Source organism: Thermoanaerobaculia bacterium, assembly GCA_018057705.1.
Lineage (GTDB): Bacteria > Acidobacteriota > Thermoanaerobaculia > Multivoradales > JAGPDF01 > JAGPDF01.
The window spans coordinates 1-17,320 of sequence record JAGPDF010000019.1; the positions used below are offsets into that span (position 1 = coordinate 1).

Sequence of the window (17,320 nt, forward strand, 5' to 3'; positions counted from 1 at the left end):
GGGGAGAAGAAGGCGCGCGAGATCGCGCAGGAGTTCGAGCGCATCCGGGCGTTCTTCGCGCTGCGGCTTCCCGGGGCGGTCGCCGATGGCGGTCCGCCGCTGTGGATCTATGCGGCGCGCGACGACGGGACGATGAAGATCCTCATGCCCTCACTCGTCAAGGAGCTCGGCCCGGGGGCCGTCGGCGGGCGCTTCGTCGATCGGCCCACGGGGCAGTTCATCCAGCTGCAGTCGGGCTTCGGGACGCAATGGGACCTGCAGATCGTCTTCCACGAGTACTTTCACTACCTCTCGCACCGGCTCGACCTCGATCTTCCCGTCTGGCTGGAGGAGGGGCTCGCCGATTTCTGGGGCGCGACGCAGTTCACCGACAAGGCCATCGAAATCGGGCGCCTCGTGCCCTCGCGCATGAAGCACTACGGCGCGCTCGATCTCGAGCGCCTCCTGGCGCTCGATCGCTCCTCCCCCGAGTATCGCGACCCCACCCGCAGAGGCGCGCTCTACGCGCAATCGTGGGCGCTCGTGCACTACCTCGTTCTGGGAGAGGAGGCAGCCCGGAGCGAGCAACTCTCGCGCTACATTCAGCTCGTTCGCAGTGGCAAGGAGTCGCTCGCGGCGGCAAGGGAGGCGTTCGGCGACCTCGCGAAGCTCGACGAAGGGCTCAAGCGCTATCGCGCCGGCGTGCTCTTTCCACTCGGCAGGATGGCGCCGGCATCGGTTCCTCCGCCGGAGATCGTGGTGCGCGAGGTAGGCGACGGCGAGGCTGCGGCGCGCATTGTCGTCGCCCAGTTCGCGACCGAAGTCACGGCCGACATGGCTCCCTGGGCGGTGGTCGCGAAGAGGGAGGCTCCCGGGGCCGGCGCGACGGAGCTCGCCACCGGTCTCTTCGCCCTCCGGGAGAGTCGCCACCCCGACGCCGAGGCCGCCTTCGCTCGCGCCATGACGGCCTCCCCGGACGACCCGCAGATGGCCATCGCAGGCTACGCCCTGGCGCTCCTCGAGATGGACCGCGACCGCTCCGCCGCGGGACTCGCCGGCGCCGAGAAGAGTCTGCGGCGTGCCGTCGAGCTCGATCCCGGCTTCGCGGCCGCCCAGAGCCGGCTCGCCGAGGTCGAGCTGCGCCAGGGCGGCGATCCGAAGCGCGCTCTGGCGACCCTGCGTGTCGCCCGCCGCCTGCTGCCGGACGACGCCTACCTCGATTTGCGTGAGATCCGGATCCTCGAGCTCATCGGGTCCAGCGCAGCGGCCGAACACTGGCTCGGTCGGCTCGCTGCCGACGCGGTGCGCTCGGAGTCGCCGTTCTATCTGAACGATCTCTGCTGGCACGGCACCCTGGTGGGCTACGCCCGCACCTTTCTCCCGGTCTGCGACAAGGGACTCGAGCTCACGCCCGGACGCGGCGCGATCCTCGACAGCCGCGCGGTCGCGCGCGGCGTGACCGGAGACTTGGCCGGCGCCGCGGCGGACCTGCGCGCCGCGCTCGCCGCGCCGGCGGGCTCCTTCAAGCCCGAGGAGCGGGCCCTGCGCGAGAGCTGGCTCACGGCGCTGGGAAGGGGCGAGAATCCGTTCACTCCCGCTGTCCTCGAAGACCTGCACTACGGCCCCCTGGCCGGCCTCCGCTGGGGGCACTGAGCACCGAACCTCTCAACCCCATCGGAGCACTTTTCAGGATCGACCCGGCGGGTCGATCCTGCGGGTATCGGCCGAACGGGCCGAACGCGCGCGGCGCGCTACGGCGCCGTGGCCGACCAGGCGCTGGTGTTGCCCGAGAAGAAGCCGTTCGCGAAGAGGACGTTCAGGGGATCGTCCGGGGCGAGGCAGGCGGGGTTGCCTCCTGCGACGCTCACGACGTGCGCGCGCATGCGATTGGGAACGCGTTCCGGCATGACGCCGAACGGATGCCCGAGGCCGAGCGTCAGAGTGACGTTGCCGCCGCCGAGCAGGTGGCAGTAGCTCATGATCGTGCCGGACCCTGTCCCGGCCGCGCCGGGCAGTGAGGTCGCGCCGCAATAGCAGCCTGTCGTGCCGCACTGACCGGCGTAGCAGTTGTCCACCGCCGCGGCGTTGCCGCCGATGTTCTGATAGCAGTGGGTGTGCCCGGAGTTGAAGTTGTGCCCGATCTCGTGCGTGAAGGCCTGAATGTCCCAGACCACCGAGGGGCTGCCGATGTCGAAGTTGCCATCGATGCCGGAGGTGTAGCCGTAGCCCCCTCCCCAGTTGCTCGTGCCGGTGAGGGCCGGCGAACAACCGGTCGCGACCGAGGCCGCATTGATCGAGAAACCGCCGCTGCACAAAACGCCGATCCACGCGATTCCGGAGTTCGTCGACTTGCCACTCAGGAAGTGGGTCACCGTGCGCGGGACTCCGGCGTGATTGTTGTTCCAGTAGCGGCCGAAGTCGATCAGGCCGCACGAGGGGCTGGTCTGCAGCCAGGGATCGGCCACGAGAGGGCCCCAGAGACTGATGTAGCCGAGTGACCAGGCGGTCTGAACCTCGGCGACGTAGATGGTCGAAGAGTAAGCGATCAGATCGGCAATGTAGTCCACCGCGAGGGCTGGGTTGCCCGCGAAAGGCGCCAAGGAGAGAAACTCGTTGTCGGTCTCGATGGCGATCACCGCCGTGTGATCGAAGGCCCCCGCAGTGGCGGAGGCGACCGGTGGAGGCGGCGGCGAGTCGAGGATCGACGCGAGATCCGAAAGTTCGGTGTCCTCGCCGGCACGAAAAGCGGCGGGACCGAGCTCGTCGAGCTCGCAGCGGAAGCCCCCACCCGGCTCTTCGAGCTCGAGGGCGGCCTCGACCTCACGCGCTTGCAGGAGGCCGCCGGGCGTAGCCGACCCCAGCAGCCAGGTGCGGCCGGTCGAGGTCGCCAGACCCCGAACCTCGCCCGATTCGAGCACCGACACCATCACCCGCGATTGCGGGTCGCCTTCGATCCCGCCGCGAAGATAGATGTTGGCAGGTACCGGCAAGAGGCTCTCCCCGGCCGCGGTGTGAAGGACGATCCGCGCGTCGCGCGCGAACACCTCGAAGCGCTCGAGGCGAAACGTCTCCCGGCGACTCTTGCCGTCGACATCGAGCGGAACCATGCCGACCCGCAGCGTGCCGCCGATCGGCAGCGCCCGCGCACCGGCGATGACCTCGGCGGTGTCGAAGCCGGCGCCGGCGCTCGCCAAAGCGTAGGCGCCCGCGGCGACCCCGAAGTCGGCACAGACCGAGACAACGAGAATGGCGGAGAGGACACAGCTGCGCGCAGAGCTCATCTTGGAGTTCCCCCGCAGGAACGATTTCCGAGCTGCAGGCGCCTGTCAAGGCACCATCGCACAGTCCACGGATTGACTGCGTCTCACGGCGCTGCTAAAAAGTGCGGATGCCCTCTTTGCCGACGAACTTCGGTCTTTTGCCCCCGGATCTCTCCGACATCAAGAAAAGTCCGGTAGTTGTCCTGCCGGTGCCGTTCGAACGCACCACCTCCTATGGCAAGGGGACCGGGAACGGTCCGGCTGGGCTGCTGCGGGCCTCGCAGTCGATGGAGCTCTACGACGACGAGCTCGGTTGCGAGCCGTGCGAGATCGGCATCGCCACCGCGCCACCGTTCCACCCCGAGGCGTTCGACATGGAAGAGGCGATGGCCGAGCTCGACGCCGAGTGCCAGCGGTGGATGGAGGCGGGCAAGTTCCTCGTCACCCTGGGCGGCGAGCACAGCCTGACGATCGCCCCGGTGCGGGCCGCGCACCGGGTTTTCGGCGAGATCGGAATCGTCCAGTTCGATGCCCACGCCGACCTGCGCGAGGAGTTCGAGGGCACGCCCTACTCCCACGCCAGCGTCATGCGGCGGGTCTTCGACGAGGGCATCCCCTCGCTCCCGATCGGCATCCGTTCGCTGTCGGCGCCCGAGGCCGAGCTCATCGAGCGCCACAAGATTCCGGTTCTCTGGGGCCGCGAGCTCGAACCGGCGGCGGCGCTCGAGAAGCGTTTCGACACGCTCCTCGCGCGCCTGCCGAAGAAGATCTACCTCACCTTCGACATCGACTACTTCGACCCTGCGATCGTCCCGGCCACCGGCACGCCGGAGCCCGGCGGCGGCAGCTGGTACCCGACCCTGCGCCTGCTGCGCAAGCTCTTCGCGGCCAAGGATGTCGTGGCGATGGACATCGTCGAGCTGGCGCCGATCGGCAGCCACCCCTCTTCCGACTTCGTCGCCGCGAAGCTCGCCTACAAGTGTATCGGCTACAAGTACTGCGCCCTGGCGGCCGGAGAGCCCACCAAGAACCGCCGGCGCTGAATTCCTAGCTCGCCGGAAAGCCGGCGAGCTCGCGCACCCGGCGCGCCTGCGCCAGGTGCCGCCGCTCATGGGCGGCGAGGATCAGGAATCCGGCGGCCAGATTGAACAGCGGCAGATTCTTCGCCACCGGGTTGAGGAACCGGATCCCGCAAAGGTCGAGGCCCACGCTCGCATGGAGCAGCTCGACGATCCCGGCCTGAGTTCCCAGGAACCCTGTCCAGATGGTCCCCGGATCGCCTTGCGACGGCGGGACCATGGCCGGCAGCGGCACGGGCACACGGAATCGCGGCGGCGGCTCGATCATGCCGACGAACCAACGCCCGAGCCGGTTCGGCCGCAACGCGTCGCGGCGGGCAGGCCCCTGCGACCCGCCCTTCTGCGCCGCCGCCGTGAGCGCCGCAAGGTAGACCTCGTTGGTTCGCCGCAGGTGCTCGACGCACTGGCCGACGCTCCAGACCTTGCCGGGCGCCGGCTGCCAGTGAAACTGCACCGCCGAGAGCGGCAGGACGAGCTCCGCAAACGCTCCGGAGAGCCGCGTCAGCTCGTCGGTGAGCGCCTGGTGATCGGGAGGGAGGTTCATCCGCCGAAAAACAGCGCCGCTGCGGGCTCAGCCGGGCAGAACGCTGCCGCCGTTGACGTTCACGATCTCGCCCGTCAGGTGACGGGCGAGCGGCGAGGCGAGGAAGAGGATCGGACCGGCGACATCGTCGGCGGAGGCCACCCGGCCGAGCGGAATGCCGGCCTCGATCTCGCCGCGCAGCTCGCTCCCCAGCGCCTCGCCCGACATCTCGGTGTCGACCCAGCCGGGCGCCACCGAGTTGACCCGGATCTCGGGGGCGAGCTCCACCGCCCAGGCCTTGGTCGCCGAGATCATGGCACCCTTCGACGCCGCATACGGACTGTAGAACGCCTCGCCGCGCTGGCCGGCGGTCGAGGTGATGTTGATGACGCTCGCCTGCTTCGACAGGCGCAGGAACGGCAGCGCCTCACGCAGACAGTAGAAGGCGCCGCTGACGTTGATCCGCATCGTCTCGATGTAGCGATCCTCGCTGAACTGCGACATCGGATTGTGCTGCCAGACGCCGGCGTTGTTCACCAGGCAGTCGAGCCTCCCCCACTCGGAACCGACGAACTGGAAGAGCTCGACGATCTCGGCCGGCTGCAGGAAGTCGCAGGGGAAACGGCGGTGGTCCTGGTCGGAGATCGAGTAGAGCTCGTCGACCAGCGCCTCGGCTTCGGCCTCGCGCTCGCGATACTGGACGAGGACCGCCGCGCCGGCACGGGCGAAGAGCCGCGCCGTCGCCGCACCGATGCCGCGGCTGCCACCGGTCACCAGGACGTGCATTCCGGAAAGATCGATCATCGTCAGACCTCCACGATCAGGGCGATGCCCTGCCCGCCGCCGATGCAGGCCGAGGCGACGCCCCGGCCGCCGCCGCGACGCTGCAGTTCCTTCATCAGGGTGAGGGTGATGCGTGCCCCGGTCGCCCCGAGCGGGTGGCCGAGGGCGATGGCGCCGCCGTTGACGTTCAACTTCGCGACGTCGAGCTCGAGCTCCTTGACGCAGGCCAGGATCTGGCCGGCGAACGCCTCGTTGATCTCGATCAGGTCGAGGTCGGCGAGCTTCATGCCGGCCTTGGCGAGCGCGGCGTGGATCGCCGGCGCCGGGCCGATGCCCATGCGCGAAGGCTCGACGCCGACCGTCGCCCACGAGAGGATCCGCCCGAGCGGCTTCTGGCCGAGCTCGGCGGCGCGCTCCTTCGTCGAGAGCAGCAGCATCGCGGCGCCGTCGACGATCCCCGAGGCGTTGCCGCCGGTGACGAAACCGTCCTTGTCGAAAGCGGTCGGGAGCTTCGCAAGAGCCTCGATCGTGGTCCCCGGCCGCGGATGCTCGTCCTGGGTGACCGTCACCGCGCGCTTGCCCTCGCCGACCGTGACCGCCACGATCTCCTCGGCGAGCCTGCCTGCCGCCATCGCGGCGACTGCCTTCTCCTGGCTCGAGACCGCGAAGGCGTCCTGCTCTTCGCGCGAGATCTTGTAGTCCCGCGCCAGGTTGTTCGAGGTCTGCGCCATGTAGAAGCCGCAGAACGGGTCCATCAGCGACTCCCAGAGGAGATCCTCGAGCTTGCCGTTGCCCAGCCGCAGCCCCTTGCGCGCGCCCCGCACCACGTAGGGCGCCTGCGACATGTTCTCCATGCCGCCGACCAGGCAGGTCCGGGCTTCGCCGGCGAGGATCATGTGCGAGCCCGAGACGATCGCCTGGATTCCCGAGCCGCAGAGCCGGTTCACGGTCAGCGCCGGAACCTCTTTCGGTACGCCCGCCTTGAGGGCCACATGGCGCGCGCCGTAGATGGCATCGGCCGAGGTCTGCAGGGCGTTGCCGACGACCGTGTGGTCGATCGCCGCCGGGTCGAGGCCGGTGCGCTCGAGGAGAGCCTTCGCCGCCCGCGCACCGAGCTCCACGGCCGAGAGATCGGCGAACGGTCCGTTGAACTCCGCCATCGGAGTCCGGACGCCGTCGATCAGTACCAAGTCCTGTATGTTCATTCGGATAGCTCCTGGATGGGTGTCGTCTTCGTCAGCGATCTGCGACCGCAGACAAAGGCTATCAAGAACGCCATTCGGGGACACAATGCGGGGGCGCAGCTGCCACGCGAGTCCTCGAGCGTCCGAGCCCCCGCTTTGTGTCCCCCTTACCCCCCTCAGATCTCCGCCGCCAGGCGGTGGATCTCCCGTCGGATCGGGTTCATGTCCAGTTGCGAAGAGAGGCGATGCGCGAGGACGAGCACGATGCGCTGCCGCTCCGGATCGATCCAGAGGCTGCCGCCGGTGAAGCCGGTGTGGCCGAACGAGCCCGACGAGAACACCGGGCCACTCGAGCCGTCGTGGCTCTGCCGCGCCCAGCCGAGGGCGTAGGGGCCCCCTCCAGCGAGCGCTCGCGCCACCGCCTCGGGTGCGAGGACCCGCCCGGGGTGGAGCCACTCCCGCCCCAGGGCGAGCATCTCCTCGGCGGTCACGAAGAGCCCGGCATGACCGGCGAGCCGGGCCAGGGCCCGCGCGTTGCCGTCCTGCGGCACGCCGCGCAGAAACGGCGCCTGGCGCGAGAGCTTCAAATCCTGGCCGGCAGCAAGCTCGACCTCTCTCCAATTGTCGAGCCGGCATTCGACGATCTGTTCCGGGGGCGGATTCCCGGCCAGCGCGCCGAGCGGCGCGAGGCCGAGCGGCGCGGCCACGTGTAGATCGACCAGATCGGCAAGGCTCTTGCCTGTGGCCCTCTCGGCCGCCAGGCCCCAGAGGACGAAGCCGAGGTCGCTGTAGGTCGCGAGCTCGCGGCCTTCGCTGCCGGTCTTTGGCCACAGGCTTTCAGACAATAGAAAGCCGGCGAGCTCTCGGGCGTCGGAGAGACGCTTGCCCAGGCGTGCTGCCAGGGGCGTCCAGGCGGCGATCCCCGACCGGTGACGCAGGAGGTCCTCGAGCGTCGCGGTGCCGATCCAGGCGCCGTTTGCGGGAAACGCCTCCCGCAGAGCGGTGTCGAGCTCGAGCTCCCCTTTCGCCGCCAGGGCGAGCGCCAGGGTCGCCATCCACGGCTTCGTGAGCGACGCGGCGTCGAAGCGGGCGCCCGGTTGCAGGGGCTCCCCGCCGACCCGGTAGCCGGCCGCGTGGCGCCAGCGGACCTGCCTCGGGTCGGCCACCGTCACTTCGACCGCGCTCACCGCGCCGCCGAGACGGGCGAGGCCGTCCAGATACTCGGCGAGCGGCTCGGTTTGCGGTTGACCGTTGGGCATCGAAACCGTATCTTGCCCTGAACCGTGTCCCAGCGCACCGGCTCGCGCATTCTCGTCGCTCCCGACTCCCTCGCCGCCGAGCGCGCGTTGATCGCGGAGCTTGGCCGGCAGACCGATCTCGACCCCATCGGCAGGAAGATCGTCGTCGTCCCGTCGCACAGCCTGCGCATCGCCCTTCTCGCCCGTCTCGCCGGCGTCCGGCCCGCCTGGCTCGGGCTCGAAGTCGTCACCCTGCGCGGGCTGGCGCGCACTCTTCTCGAGCGTGGCGGCCGCGAGCACCGGTCCGGCGACGCCCTCCTGCCGGTCGTCGTCGAGCGTCTGGCCCGGCGCGAGCGCGCCCTGGCGAAGCATCTCGAGACGCTGGTCGACGGCTTCGCCGGCGCGCAGGGGGCGGTCCGCGACCTGCTGGATGCCGGCTTCGGCGAGGAGCACCTCGAAGCGGCCCTCGAGCGCCTCGAAGAGGAGCGCTCCCAGCTCGGCGGCGACGCTCTCGACCGCGCCGCGGCACTCTGTCGGATCGCCGCCGCCAGCCGCGTCGAGCTCGCGGCGCTCGGACTCGCCGTCGACGCCGATCTTTACGCCCAGTCCGAAGCGCTGCTGATCGCCGACCGCGACCGCGTCCTGCCGGAGGCCAGCCTCTTCATTCACGGCTTCGCCGACGCCACAGGTGTCGCAACCGACCTGCTGAGCGAGCTCGTGCGCCAGGGTCCGACGATCGTCCTCCTCCTCGAGCCCCGCGGACTCGACGGCGTGAGTCCGGCGTCCTTCAAGTTCGGTCGGCGGCTCACCGAACGGCTGGCCGGGATCGCCGCCCTCGAACATCTCGAGCTCGCGCCGGAACCTGCCCAACTGGCGCTCTACGGCGCCGCGGATCCCGCCCGCGAGACGCGCGCCGCGGTCGGACGGCTCGCCGCTCAGATCGCCGGCGGAGATCGCCCGGAGGAGCTCGCCTTCGTGACCCGCGATCCCGCCCCCTATCGCGCCCTGCTGGCGCGTGAGATCGACCGCCAGGGGCTCCCCGCGTCGGGCTCCGACGGGCCGCCCTCGGCGCTCGCCCGCCGGGCTCGCGGCCTCCTCGAGCTCTTCGAACGCCAGGGTGACGCCACGCTCGGCCTGGCCTTCGCCGTCGCCGGTGAGTTCCTGGCGCGCGGCTCGGGGGCACGCCCCTGGGAGCTCCGACTCGGCGCACTCACCCTCGGTGCCCGACGGCTCGCGGCGCTCGCCGGTCTCGAAGTCGCCCAGGACGCGGTGCAACTGCCGATCCGCGACCGCTTCGTCGCCCGCGCGGCCTCGCCCGCCGACGGCATTTCGAACGAGTCGAACGAGTCGAACGAGACCAGCGCGACGAGCGCGACCCACCGCGCGCTTCCGGTCGCCGGCACGCTGGCCGTACCGCAGCGCAAGCTGGCGCGCGAGGCGCTGCGCCGGGCGCAGCGTCAGGCGGCCGCGCTCCTCGCTCGCCTCGAGAGACAGAACCGCCACCAGTCGCTCGCCGCCGCGATGGCGGGAGTCGCCGATCTCGTCCGGGTGCTGATCGACGACGAGGAGGACCAGCAGACGCTTCTCGCACCGCTCGCCGCGCTGGCCGAGGCAGGCACGACAGCCGGGCCGGGGTTCGAGATCACCGCGGCGGAGGCCGCACTGCTGTTGCGCGACGCCTGGAGCGCGCTCGGCTCGGCGGCGCTCGGCGGCGCGGGTGGCGGTGTGGCGCTGCTCTCGGTGACCGAGGCGCGCGGCCGCACCTTTCGCCGCATCGTCCTCGCCGGTCTGACACGCGACCGCTTCCCGCGCGCCGTGCGCCCCGATCCGTTCCTCCCCGACAGCCTGCGCGCGCGGCTGCGCGACCTGCTGCCCGACCTGCCGGTCAAGAGCGAAGGCCACGACGAAGAGCGCTTCCTCTTCGCGCAGCTCCTCGGCGCGGCGCCCGCGATCGACCTCCTCGCGGCGAGCGCCGACGAGGACGGCAAACCGGTTTCTCCCTCCTCGTTCCTCGACGAGCTCCGCCGAACGGGAAGGATCGCCGCTGCCGTCGCCGCCCCCGAACCCGAGCGGCTGTCGGCGCTCGATCTCGCCTGCCGCACCGCCCTTGCGGGCGAGCGCGCGGCCCTCGCGCCGGCCCTGGCACTCGCTTTCGAAGAGGGCGAGACCCGCTTCCCGGCCGATCGCGGTTCGGATCCCGCCGCCGCGCCCACCCGCGACTCCGCGCCAGCTGCGGTGGCGCAGGGCTGGGCCGCGAGCCATGTCGCGCTCCTCGCCGAGCTCGCCGCGGATCCGCTCGACCCGCGGCTCGAGAGCCTCGGACCCTTCTTCGGTTTCGCCGGCGCCTCGCCCCCCGGCGGCCGCCCTGGATCCGCGCCCGCCGATCCACGGTCGCCTTCGCCCGCCGTCACCACGCTCCAGGAGCTCGCCGGCTGTGGCTGGCGGGCGTTCCTCGGCAAGTTGTTGCGGTTGGGAAACCTGCCGGCCAGCGAAGACGAGATTCCGGAGCTCCCGAGCTTCCTCGTCGGAACGGTCGTGCACGCGGTTCTCGAGGAGATGGCGTCGCCCGCCCTCTGCGCGGTGCGGACGCTCGCCGGCGCCGAAGGGTCGGACGGCGCCGAGGTGGTCTGGCCGGAAGAGACCCAGCTCGCAGGGGCAATCGCCCGGGCAACGCGCGTGACTCTCACCGCTGAAGGCTTCGACCCCGATCTCTTCGCCCTGCCGATCGAGCTCGCCGCGGCCGAGACCCTCGAGGTCGTCCGCCGGCTCGACTGGCCCACGGGCCGCCGGCATCTGCTCGGCATCGAGGTCGACGGTACCGCCCGGTTCGTTCTGCCGGCCGGCCCGCGCACGGTCGGCTTCCGCGCCGACCGAGTCGAGCGCGCGGCGGCGGGACTGCTGCTGACCGACTACAAGACCGGCAACAGCGTCGTCTCGGAGGCGGTCAAGGCGTCGACGCGTCAGGGCCATCTCGCGAAAAGCCTGGCGCAGGGCAGGTGGCTGCAGCTGCCGGCCTATGCCCGGGCCCAGGTGACGCAGCCGGCCGAGGGGCGACTCCTCTTCCTGAAAAGCGACCTCGAGGACGACCGGCGCGAGGCTCGCTTCAGCGCTCCGGCCGAGGGCTCGGCCGCCGACGTCGCCGATCGCCAACTCTGGCAGACGCTCTTCGCCGCCTGGGAGAGCGGCGCCTTCCTGCCGCGCCTGCTCGCCGCAGATCTGCAGAGTCCCTACGAAGGCTGCGCCTACTGCGACGTGCGCGTCGCCTGCCTCCAGGGCGACAGCGGCGCGCGTCTGCGGCTCGAACGCTGGGTGCGTGCAAGGCGAAGCAGGCCGCCAGCGCTGATGCCGGAGCCTGCGGACGCGCCCGAACCGGCCGAGCAGGTTGCCTGGCGGCTCTTTCAGCTGCGCGAGTCCCCGTCCCGCGACTCCGACGCGGAGGGTGCGTGAGCCCCGGTTCGACTGCCGTCTCGCCGCTCGCCGATCAGGCCGCTCGCGATCTCGCGGTCAGCGAGTTCGTCGTTCCGGTGGCGCTCGAAGCCGGCGCCGGCACCGGCAAGACGCGCTCGCTGGTGGCCCGCCTGGCGACCTGGCTCTTGGGCCCAGGTTGGGCGGCTGCCGCTGTGGAGCTCGAAGAGCGGCGCCGGTCCTCCGGGGTTTCGGCGAACGTGTCCGCAGAGCCGGAGGAGATCGCCGCGCGCGTCGCCGAGGGTACGGTCGCCATCACCTTCACCGACGCCGCCGCGGCCGAGATGTCGCGCCGCCTCGGCGAGCTGCTCGGCGATCTGTCGAGCGGCACTCCGGCAAAAGACCTTGCCCCACTCCCGCCGCTCCTCGCGGAGGTCGACCTCGTCGAGCGCGCGCAACGACTCGCCAGCGTGCTCTCCCGGCTGCGCCTGCAGACGATTCACAGTTTCTGCCATCGTCTGCTCGCCGATCATCCGTTCGAGGCCGGCCTCCACCCCGTCCTTTCGGTCGACGCCGACGGCACGCAGGTCTCACAGGCGGCAACCGAGGTTCTCCTCGAGCGTCTGCGGACGCGGCAACCGCAGATCGCAGCACTGATCGCGGAGGGCGTGGATCCTGCAGCACTTCACGCCGGCCTCGTGAAACTGCTGGGCTCCGGCGCGCGCAAGGAGGACTTCTCGAGCGCGCGATTCGACGACGCGACCTGTGCCGCGATCCTCGAAAACGTCGCCGAGCCGCTCGGGCGTTTCCTCCCCGAGCTCGCGCGGCTGGCCGCGACGGCGACCCGGGTCACGACGCTTCCTCCCGCGCTCGAAGCCCTGCTCGTCCTCGAGCGCCTTCTTTCCGGCGGCCGGCGCGACCGCGCCGGCCTGGAGGCCCTGTGCGACGCGGCGCGGTCTTCGAGCCCGCCGTGGGAGAAGCTGTTCGCGCGCTACGCCAAGGAAGGGGTCGGGAAGACCGAGGCAGGCATCCTCGGCGCTGGGAGTGCCGCCTACCTCGCCTCCGCCAACGCCGTCGGAGAGCGGCTCGGCGAGATTCTCGCTCTCGATCCGCAGAAGTTCGAGCTCGCCCGACAGGCGCTCGGGCCGCTCGTCGAGGCGGTTCGCGTCCGCTTGCAACGCGCCGGCGTGCTCTCTTTCGAAGACCTCCTCGACCGCGCCACCGAGCTCGTGCAGCGCAGCGGACCGGTCCGCCGCCGGCTGCGGCGGGAGATCCGGCAACTGCTCGTCGACGAGTTCCAGGACACCGACCGCCGGCAGTGCGAGCTCCTCGCCGCCCTGGCTCTCGGCGACGACGAAGGTCCTCGACCCGGGCTCTTCGTGGTCGGCGATCCCAAGCAGTCGATCTACGCCTGGCGTAACGCCGATCTCGCCTCCTATGAGCGCTTCCTCGCCCGCATGCAGGAGGCCGGCGGCAAGAGCGCACGCCTGTCGGTCAACTTCCGCTCGGTGCCGGCCGTGCTCGCGGAGGTCGAACGGGCGATAGCGCCGGTCATGCAACACCGCCCGGGGGTGCAGCCGCGCTTCGAGTCGCTCACGCCGAGCCCGAAGCTCGCCGCGAGTCCGGGATTCATCCGGCGCGATCGTCATCCGGTCGAGCACTGGCTGTCGTGGGACACCGCGGCGCGCCGCCAGGGCGAAAAGACCACCGCCGCACAGGCCTGCCTGGTCGAAGCCGCGGCGATCGCGGCCGACATCCGCGAGCTCCATGATTCGGTCGGTGCGGGCAATGCGGGCGGCTCGGACAGATCGGAGGGCGCGGGGCCTCTCACATGGGGCAGCTTCGGCATCCTGATGCGGGCGCGCGGCGACCTGGAGATCTACCTCGAGGCGCTGCGGCGGGCCGGCATCCCCTACGCCGTGCAGAAGGATCGCTCCTACTACCGGCGCCGCGAAATCATCGACCTCGCCTGCGCGGTGCGCGCCATTCTCGATCCGTCCGACCTGCTCGCCCTGGTCGCTTTTCTTCGCAGTCCGCTGGTCGGCGTCCCCGACGCCGCCTGGATCCCTCTCTGGCGCGCCGGCTTCGCGGTGGCGATGAGCGCTCTCGAGGACCCGCAGGGCACGTCCCTGGACGCCGTCGAGCGCGCCATTGCGACCGCGGCCCGGGAGACACCGAGAGAGGTTCCCGGCCTCGCCGCACTCGGCGACTGGCCGCTCGCGCTGCGCCAAGCGGTGGGCGCCGTCGCCCGGCTGCGCGGCGATTTCAGCCGCCTCCCCGCACAGGGCTGGGTCGAACGCCTGCGCGCCCTGCTGCTGCCCGAACCGCTCGCGGCGGCGCGCTTTCTCGGCCGCTTCGGGGTCGCGAACGTCGAGCGCCTCCTCGCCACGCTGGAGCGCGACCTTGCCGAAGAGAGCGATCCGCACCGCGCCCTCGTTCGGCTGCGCAAAGCCGTCGAGGAGGAGCGCGACGCCGAGGATGCGCGTCCGCCCGACGCCGGCAGCGACGCCGTCGCGGTCATGACGATCCACACCGCCAAGGGGCTCGAATTCGACCAGGTCTATCTCGCCCAGGCACACAAGCGTCGACCGGCCGCCGGGTCCGGGATCCCTTCCGGCCTGACCGACATCGCCGGCCTGGCGCCAGAGACACCCGAGGCGCGCGTGGGGGCGCAGCGCGAGTTGGTGCTCTTCGGCGCCCCATCGCCGGGTTACGCCGCCGCGGAAAGCCTCCGCCGGCAAGCGCGCGACGCCGAGGCCGTGCGCCTGCTCTATGTCGCGCTGACCCGCGCCAGGGAACGTCTCGTCGTCTGCGCCAACTGGGCGGAGAACGAGAAGCCGACCGACCTCGCCGTGGCCAACAGCTTTCTCGACCTGCTCGCCGAGCGCCGCCCCCCCGCTCTGCACGAGCTCGCGGGCGAAAGCGAGATTCGCGACGCGATGGGTGTCCCGTGGCGGCTCGCGGCGAGCCCGCCCCGCGCCGCCGCGGCGGACGCCGAGGCCCGGTTGCCTCCCGCAGCCCGGAGTGCCCCCCCGAGCAGCAGGGTCGACCTCCTGCCGGGCCCCGTCACCCCTGTCATGCGCGACGCCGCCCGCAGACGCGCCGGCCTCCTCCGTCTCGAGCGCGCTTTCGGCCTCGCGGTCGCCGGCGAGGACCCGCACTCCGCCGACGCCGCTTCGCCCGGCGCGGACGGCGGCGTCTCGCGCTCGCTGCGTCGCGCTCTCGGCGTGGCGCTGCATCGCGCGCTCGAGCTCGAGGAGCTCGCCGAAAGCGATCGTGCCGAATGGCGGCGAGCGGTGGATTCAGCCTTCCTGGGCGAGCTTCCCGCAGCGTCCGGGGGCGACCGGCGAACGCTCGCGATCGCGGTCGAGCGGTTGGTCGCCTCTGCGCTCCTGGCCCGGCTCCGGGCCCTGCGTGGTGCCGTCCAGGCGCGCGAGCTCCCCCTTCTCATCGAAACGTCAGAAGCGTCAGGGACGTCAGGAGCGTCTGGAGTCAGCGCGCTCGACGGCATCGTCGGCACGCTCGATCTCCTCTACCGCGATCCGGTGACCGGCGAAACGGTGATCGCCGACTTCAAGACCGACGAAATCCCGCCCGAGGAGAGCTCCGCGGCGATCGCCTCGAAGGTGGCGCGCTACCGGCCCCAGCTCGAGCTCTACGGCCGCGCGGTGCAGAGTGCGATGAGGCTCGACCGGCCGCCACGTCTCGAGCTCTGGCTGCTCGCGGTGGACGCCATCTTCGTGCTGGACTGAGGCGGTGCCCAGAGCGCGTTGACCGGCGCCGGCGCGAGCCTGTAGCCTGCTCTCGAAAGCGAGGTCCGCCTTGACCGTCACCTATTCGAGCTACCTGCATCTCGACGAGCTTCTGGCCGCCCAACAGCCTCTTTCCGATGGCCCCGAGCACGACGAGATGCTGTTCATCGTCATTCACCAGGTCTACGAGCTCTGGTTCAAGCAGCTCCTGCACGAGGTGGGCTACCTGGGCACCGCGCTCGAGCAGGACGACCTGCCGCGGGTCTACGCGACCCTCAAGCGCTTCCTGACCATCCTCAAGGTGCAGGTGGCGCAGATCGACATCCTCGAGACGATGTCGCCGGTCTCCTTCCTCTCCTTCCGGGCGCGGCTCGACACCGCCTCCGGTTTCCAGTCGCCGCAGTTCCGTGAGCTCGAGTTCGTGCTCGGCCGGCGCAGCGCGCGGATGATCGCGCATCACGAAGGGACGCCGGCCGCCGACCGGCTCGCCGCGCTGCTCCGGGAGCCGAGCCTCTGGGATCACTTCGTCCAGTTCCTCGTGCGCCACGGCTGTGGTGTCCCGCAGTCACTCCTCGAGCGCGACCGCTCGCTGCCCAATCCGGAAACGCCCGCGCTCCAGGAGCAGCTCATCGAGATCTACCGCACGCGACCCGACCTGGCGCAGATCTGCGAGCGCCTCGTGGATCTCGACGAGGGGATCCAGGAGTGGCGCTACCGGCACGTGAAGATGGTCGAACGCACGATCGGCACGAAGAGCGGCACCGGCGGATCGAGCGGCGTCGAATACCTGCGTGCAACCCTCTTCCAGCCGCTCTTCCCGGACCTCTGGGCGATCCGGTCCTCCCTGTGAGCGGCGGACCGGCGCTCGCGGCGCTCTCTGCCCACCCCAACGCCCTCGCCGCGCACTATCGCCACTTCCGGGTCGGCGAGCGGCTGCTGCTCTCGGGACATTCCCATCAGGCCTGGCCGGACGTCGCGCGCGAGGGGGTCGTCGAAGCCTTCGACGACGCCGCGCGGTCGATCGACGAGAAGTGGGAGCTCGCCTTCGCCCGCGCCGAGCGCGTCCGCGAGGGCTACCGCGCGCTGCTCGGCGATCCCGGTGGGGAGATCGCCCTTGGCGCGAGCACCCACGAGCTCGTCGTGCGCTGGCTCTCGGCGCTGCCGCTCGCCGCGAAACCCCGCCTGGTGACGACCGACGGCGAGTTTCACACCCTGCGCCGGCAGCTCGCGCGGTTGAGAAACCTCGCACGCCTTGCGGGCTGCGGCATCGAGGTGGTGAATGTGGCGGCGCACCCGGTCGAGACGTTGGCAGAACGCCTCGCGGCGGCGATCGACGAGCGCACGGCGGCCGTTTTGACCTCGGCGGTCTTCTTCGAGACGGCTCGGATCGTGCCGCACCTGGACGAGCTCGCGGCCGAGTGCCGGCGGCGCGAGACGCCGCTGCTGGTCGACTCCTACCATGCACTCGGCGTCCTGCCGTTCTCGCTGCCCGCCCTGGGACTCGAGTCCGCTCTGGTCACCGGAGGTGGCTACAAGTACCTGCAGCTCGGAGAGGGCAACGCCTTCCTTCGCCTGCCCCGCGGCCTCGACCTCCGGCCGGTCGTCACCGGCTGGTACGCGGAGTTCTGGACGAAGACCGGCGACAAGAGCTGGGACCGGGTCGACTACGCGCCCGGGGCCGCCGCGCTCGCCGGCGCGACCTACGACCCGACGAGTCACTACCGGGCGGCGCGGGTGTTCGACTTCTTCGCCGAGCAGCAGCTGACGCCGGCTTTTCTGCGCGAAGTCTCGCAGCATCAGGTCGGATTGCTGGCACGCGCTTTCGATGCGCTTCATCTTCCCGAAACCGTCCTTCGGCGCGAGCGCTCGACGCCGCTGGAGTCGATCGCCGGTTTTCTGGCTCTCGACACTCCTGCGGCGCAACTCCTTGCAGAAAAGCTGCTGGTGAAGGGGGTGCTTTGCGATGCTCGCGGCCGGTCGCTGCGCCTCGGGCCGGCGCCCTATTTGAGCGATGCCCAGCTCGAGCGCGCCGTCGAAATCCTCGGCGAGGTCGCTCGCGACCTGCCCGGGCGCTGAGAGGTTTCTTCCCTTACTGGGCTTTTGTTTCTGGCTTTTGT

At 70.8% G+C, this 17,320-nt stretch carries 11 protein-coding genes; 6 read left to right on the forward strand and 5 right to left on the reverse strand.

What is annotated here, in order from left to right:
• A partial coding sequence (locus KBI44_08340; protein ID MBP9144477.1) for a DUF1570 domain-containing protein occupies positions 1-1,632 on the forward strand: 1,632 nt, incomplete at its 5' end.
• A 98-nt stretch (positions 1,633-1,730) separates the two neighbouring features.
• On the opposite strand, the gene KBI44_08345 is transcribed toward KBI44_08340, so the two are convergent.
• Positions 1,731-3,260 (reverse strand): hypothetical protein, encoded by a 1,530-nt coding sequence (locus KBI44_08345; GenBank protein ID MBP9144478.1) that lies wholly within the window; start codon positions 3,258-3,260, stop codon positions 1,731-1,733.
• Between the two features lie 107 nt (positions 3,261-3,367).
• Here KBI44_08345 and speB point away from each other — a divergent pair, with 107 nt between their 5' ends.
• Positions 3,368-4,282: an agmatinase gene (gene speB, locus KBI44_08350; protein MBP9144479.1), complete on the forward strand. Its 915-nt coding sequence runs from the start codon at positions 3,368-3,370 to the stop codon at positions 4,280-4,282.
• Positions 4,283-4,286: 4 nt separating this feature from the next.
• On the opposite strand, the gene KBI44_08355 is transcribed toward speB, so the two are convergent.
• From KBI44_08355 to KBI44_08370, 4 genes are all read right to left on the reverse strand, one after another.
• Positions 4,287-4,862 carry a DinB family protein gene (locus KBI44_08355; protein MBP9144480.1) on the reverse strand — a complete coding sequence of 192 codons (576 nt, stop codon included), beginning with the start codon at positions 4,860-4,862 and terminating at the stop codon, positions 4,287-4,289.
• A 27-nt stretch (positions 4,863-4,889) separates the two neighbouring features.
• A complete protein-coding gene (locus KBI44_08360; GenBank protein ID MBP9144481.1) occupies positions 4,890-5,645 on the reverse strand; it encodes an SDR family oxidoreductase in 756 nt (251 codons plus the stop codon).
• Positions 5,646-5,647: 2 nt separating this feature from the next.
• Complete coding sequence (locus tag KBI44_08365) at positions 5,648-6,829, reverse strand: thiolase family protein (GenBank protein ID MBP9144482.1); 1,182 nt, start codon at positions 6,827-6,829, stop codon at positions 5,648-5,650.
• Positions 6,830-6,984: 155 nt separating this feature from the next.
• Positions 6,985-8,067: a beta-lactamase family protein gene (locus tag KBI44_08370; protein MBP9144483.1), complete on the reverse strand. Its 1,083-nt coding sequence runs from the start codon at positions 8,065-8,067 to the stop codon at positions 6,985-6,987.
• Between the two features lie 24 nt (positions 8,068-8,091).
• Between KBI44_08370 and KBI44_08375 the strand changes: the two genes are divergently transcribed.
• The 4 genes from KBI44_08375 (at position 8,092) to KBI44_08390 (ending at position 17,279) form a co-directional block, all read left to right on the forward strand.
• Positions 8,092-11,493: a PD-(D/E)XK nuclease family protein gene (locus tag KBI44_08375; GenBank protein ID MBP9144484.1), complete on the forward strand. Its 3,402-nt coding sequence runs from the start codon at positions 8,092-8,094 to the stop codon at positions 11,491-11,493.
• Positions 11,490-15,203: a UvrD-helicase domain-containing protein gene (locus KBI44_08380; GenBank protein MBP9144485.1), complete on the forward strand. Its 3,714-nt coding sequence runs from the start codon at positions 11,490-11,492 to the stop codon at positions 15,201-15,203. Before KBI44_08375 ends, KBI44_08380 begins: the two co-directional genes overlap by 4 nt.
• A 70-nt stretch (positions 15,204-15,273) precedes the next feature.
• On the forward strand, positions 15,274-16,053 hold the full coding sequence (locus tag KBI44_08385) for a tryptophan 2,3-dioxygenase (protein MBP9144486.1): 780 nt from the start codon (positions 15,274-15,276) through the stop codon (positions 16,051-16,053).
• Positions 16,050-17,279, forward strand: coding sequence for a kynureninase (locus tag KBI44_08390; protein ID MBP9144487.1), 1,230 nt, complete (start codon positions 16,050-16,052; stop codon positions 17,277-17,279). Before KBI44_08385 ends, KBI44_08390 begins: the two co-directional genes overlap by 4 nt.
• Positions 17,280-17,320 lie beyond the last annotated feature (41 nt).

What these genes read in the sequence shown, in the direction of transcription:
- KBI44_08370 (MBP9144483.1), bottom strand. Translation starts at nt 8,067, where the DNA reads ATGCCCAACGGTCAACCGCAAACCGAGCCGCTCGCCGAGTATCTGGAC.
- KBI44_08345 (MBP9144478.1), bottom strand. Translation starts at nt 3,260, where the DNA reads ATGAGCTCTGCGCGCAGCTGTGTCCTCTCCGCCATTCTCGTTGTCTCG.
- KBI44_08365 (MBP9144482.1), bottom strand. Translation starts at nt 6,829, where the DNA reads ATGAACATACAGGACTTGGTACTGATCGACGGCGTCCGGACTCCGATG.
- speB (MBP9144479.1), top strand. Translation starts at nt 3,368, where the DNA reads ATGCCCTCTTTGCCGACGAACTTCGGTCTTTTGCCCCCGGATCTCTCC.
- KBI44_08355 (MBP9144480.1), bottom strand. Translation starts at nt 4,862, where the DNA reads ATGAACCTCCCTCCCGATCACCAGGCGCTCACCGACGAGCTGACGCGG.
- KBI44_08360 (MBP9144481.1), bottom strand. Translation starts at nt 5,645, where the DNA reads ATGATCGATCTTTCCGGAATGCACGTCCTGGTGACCGGTGGCAGCCGC.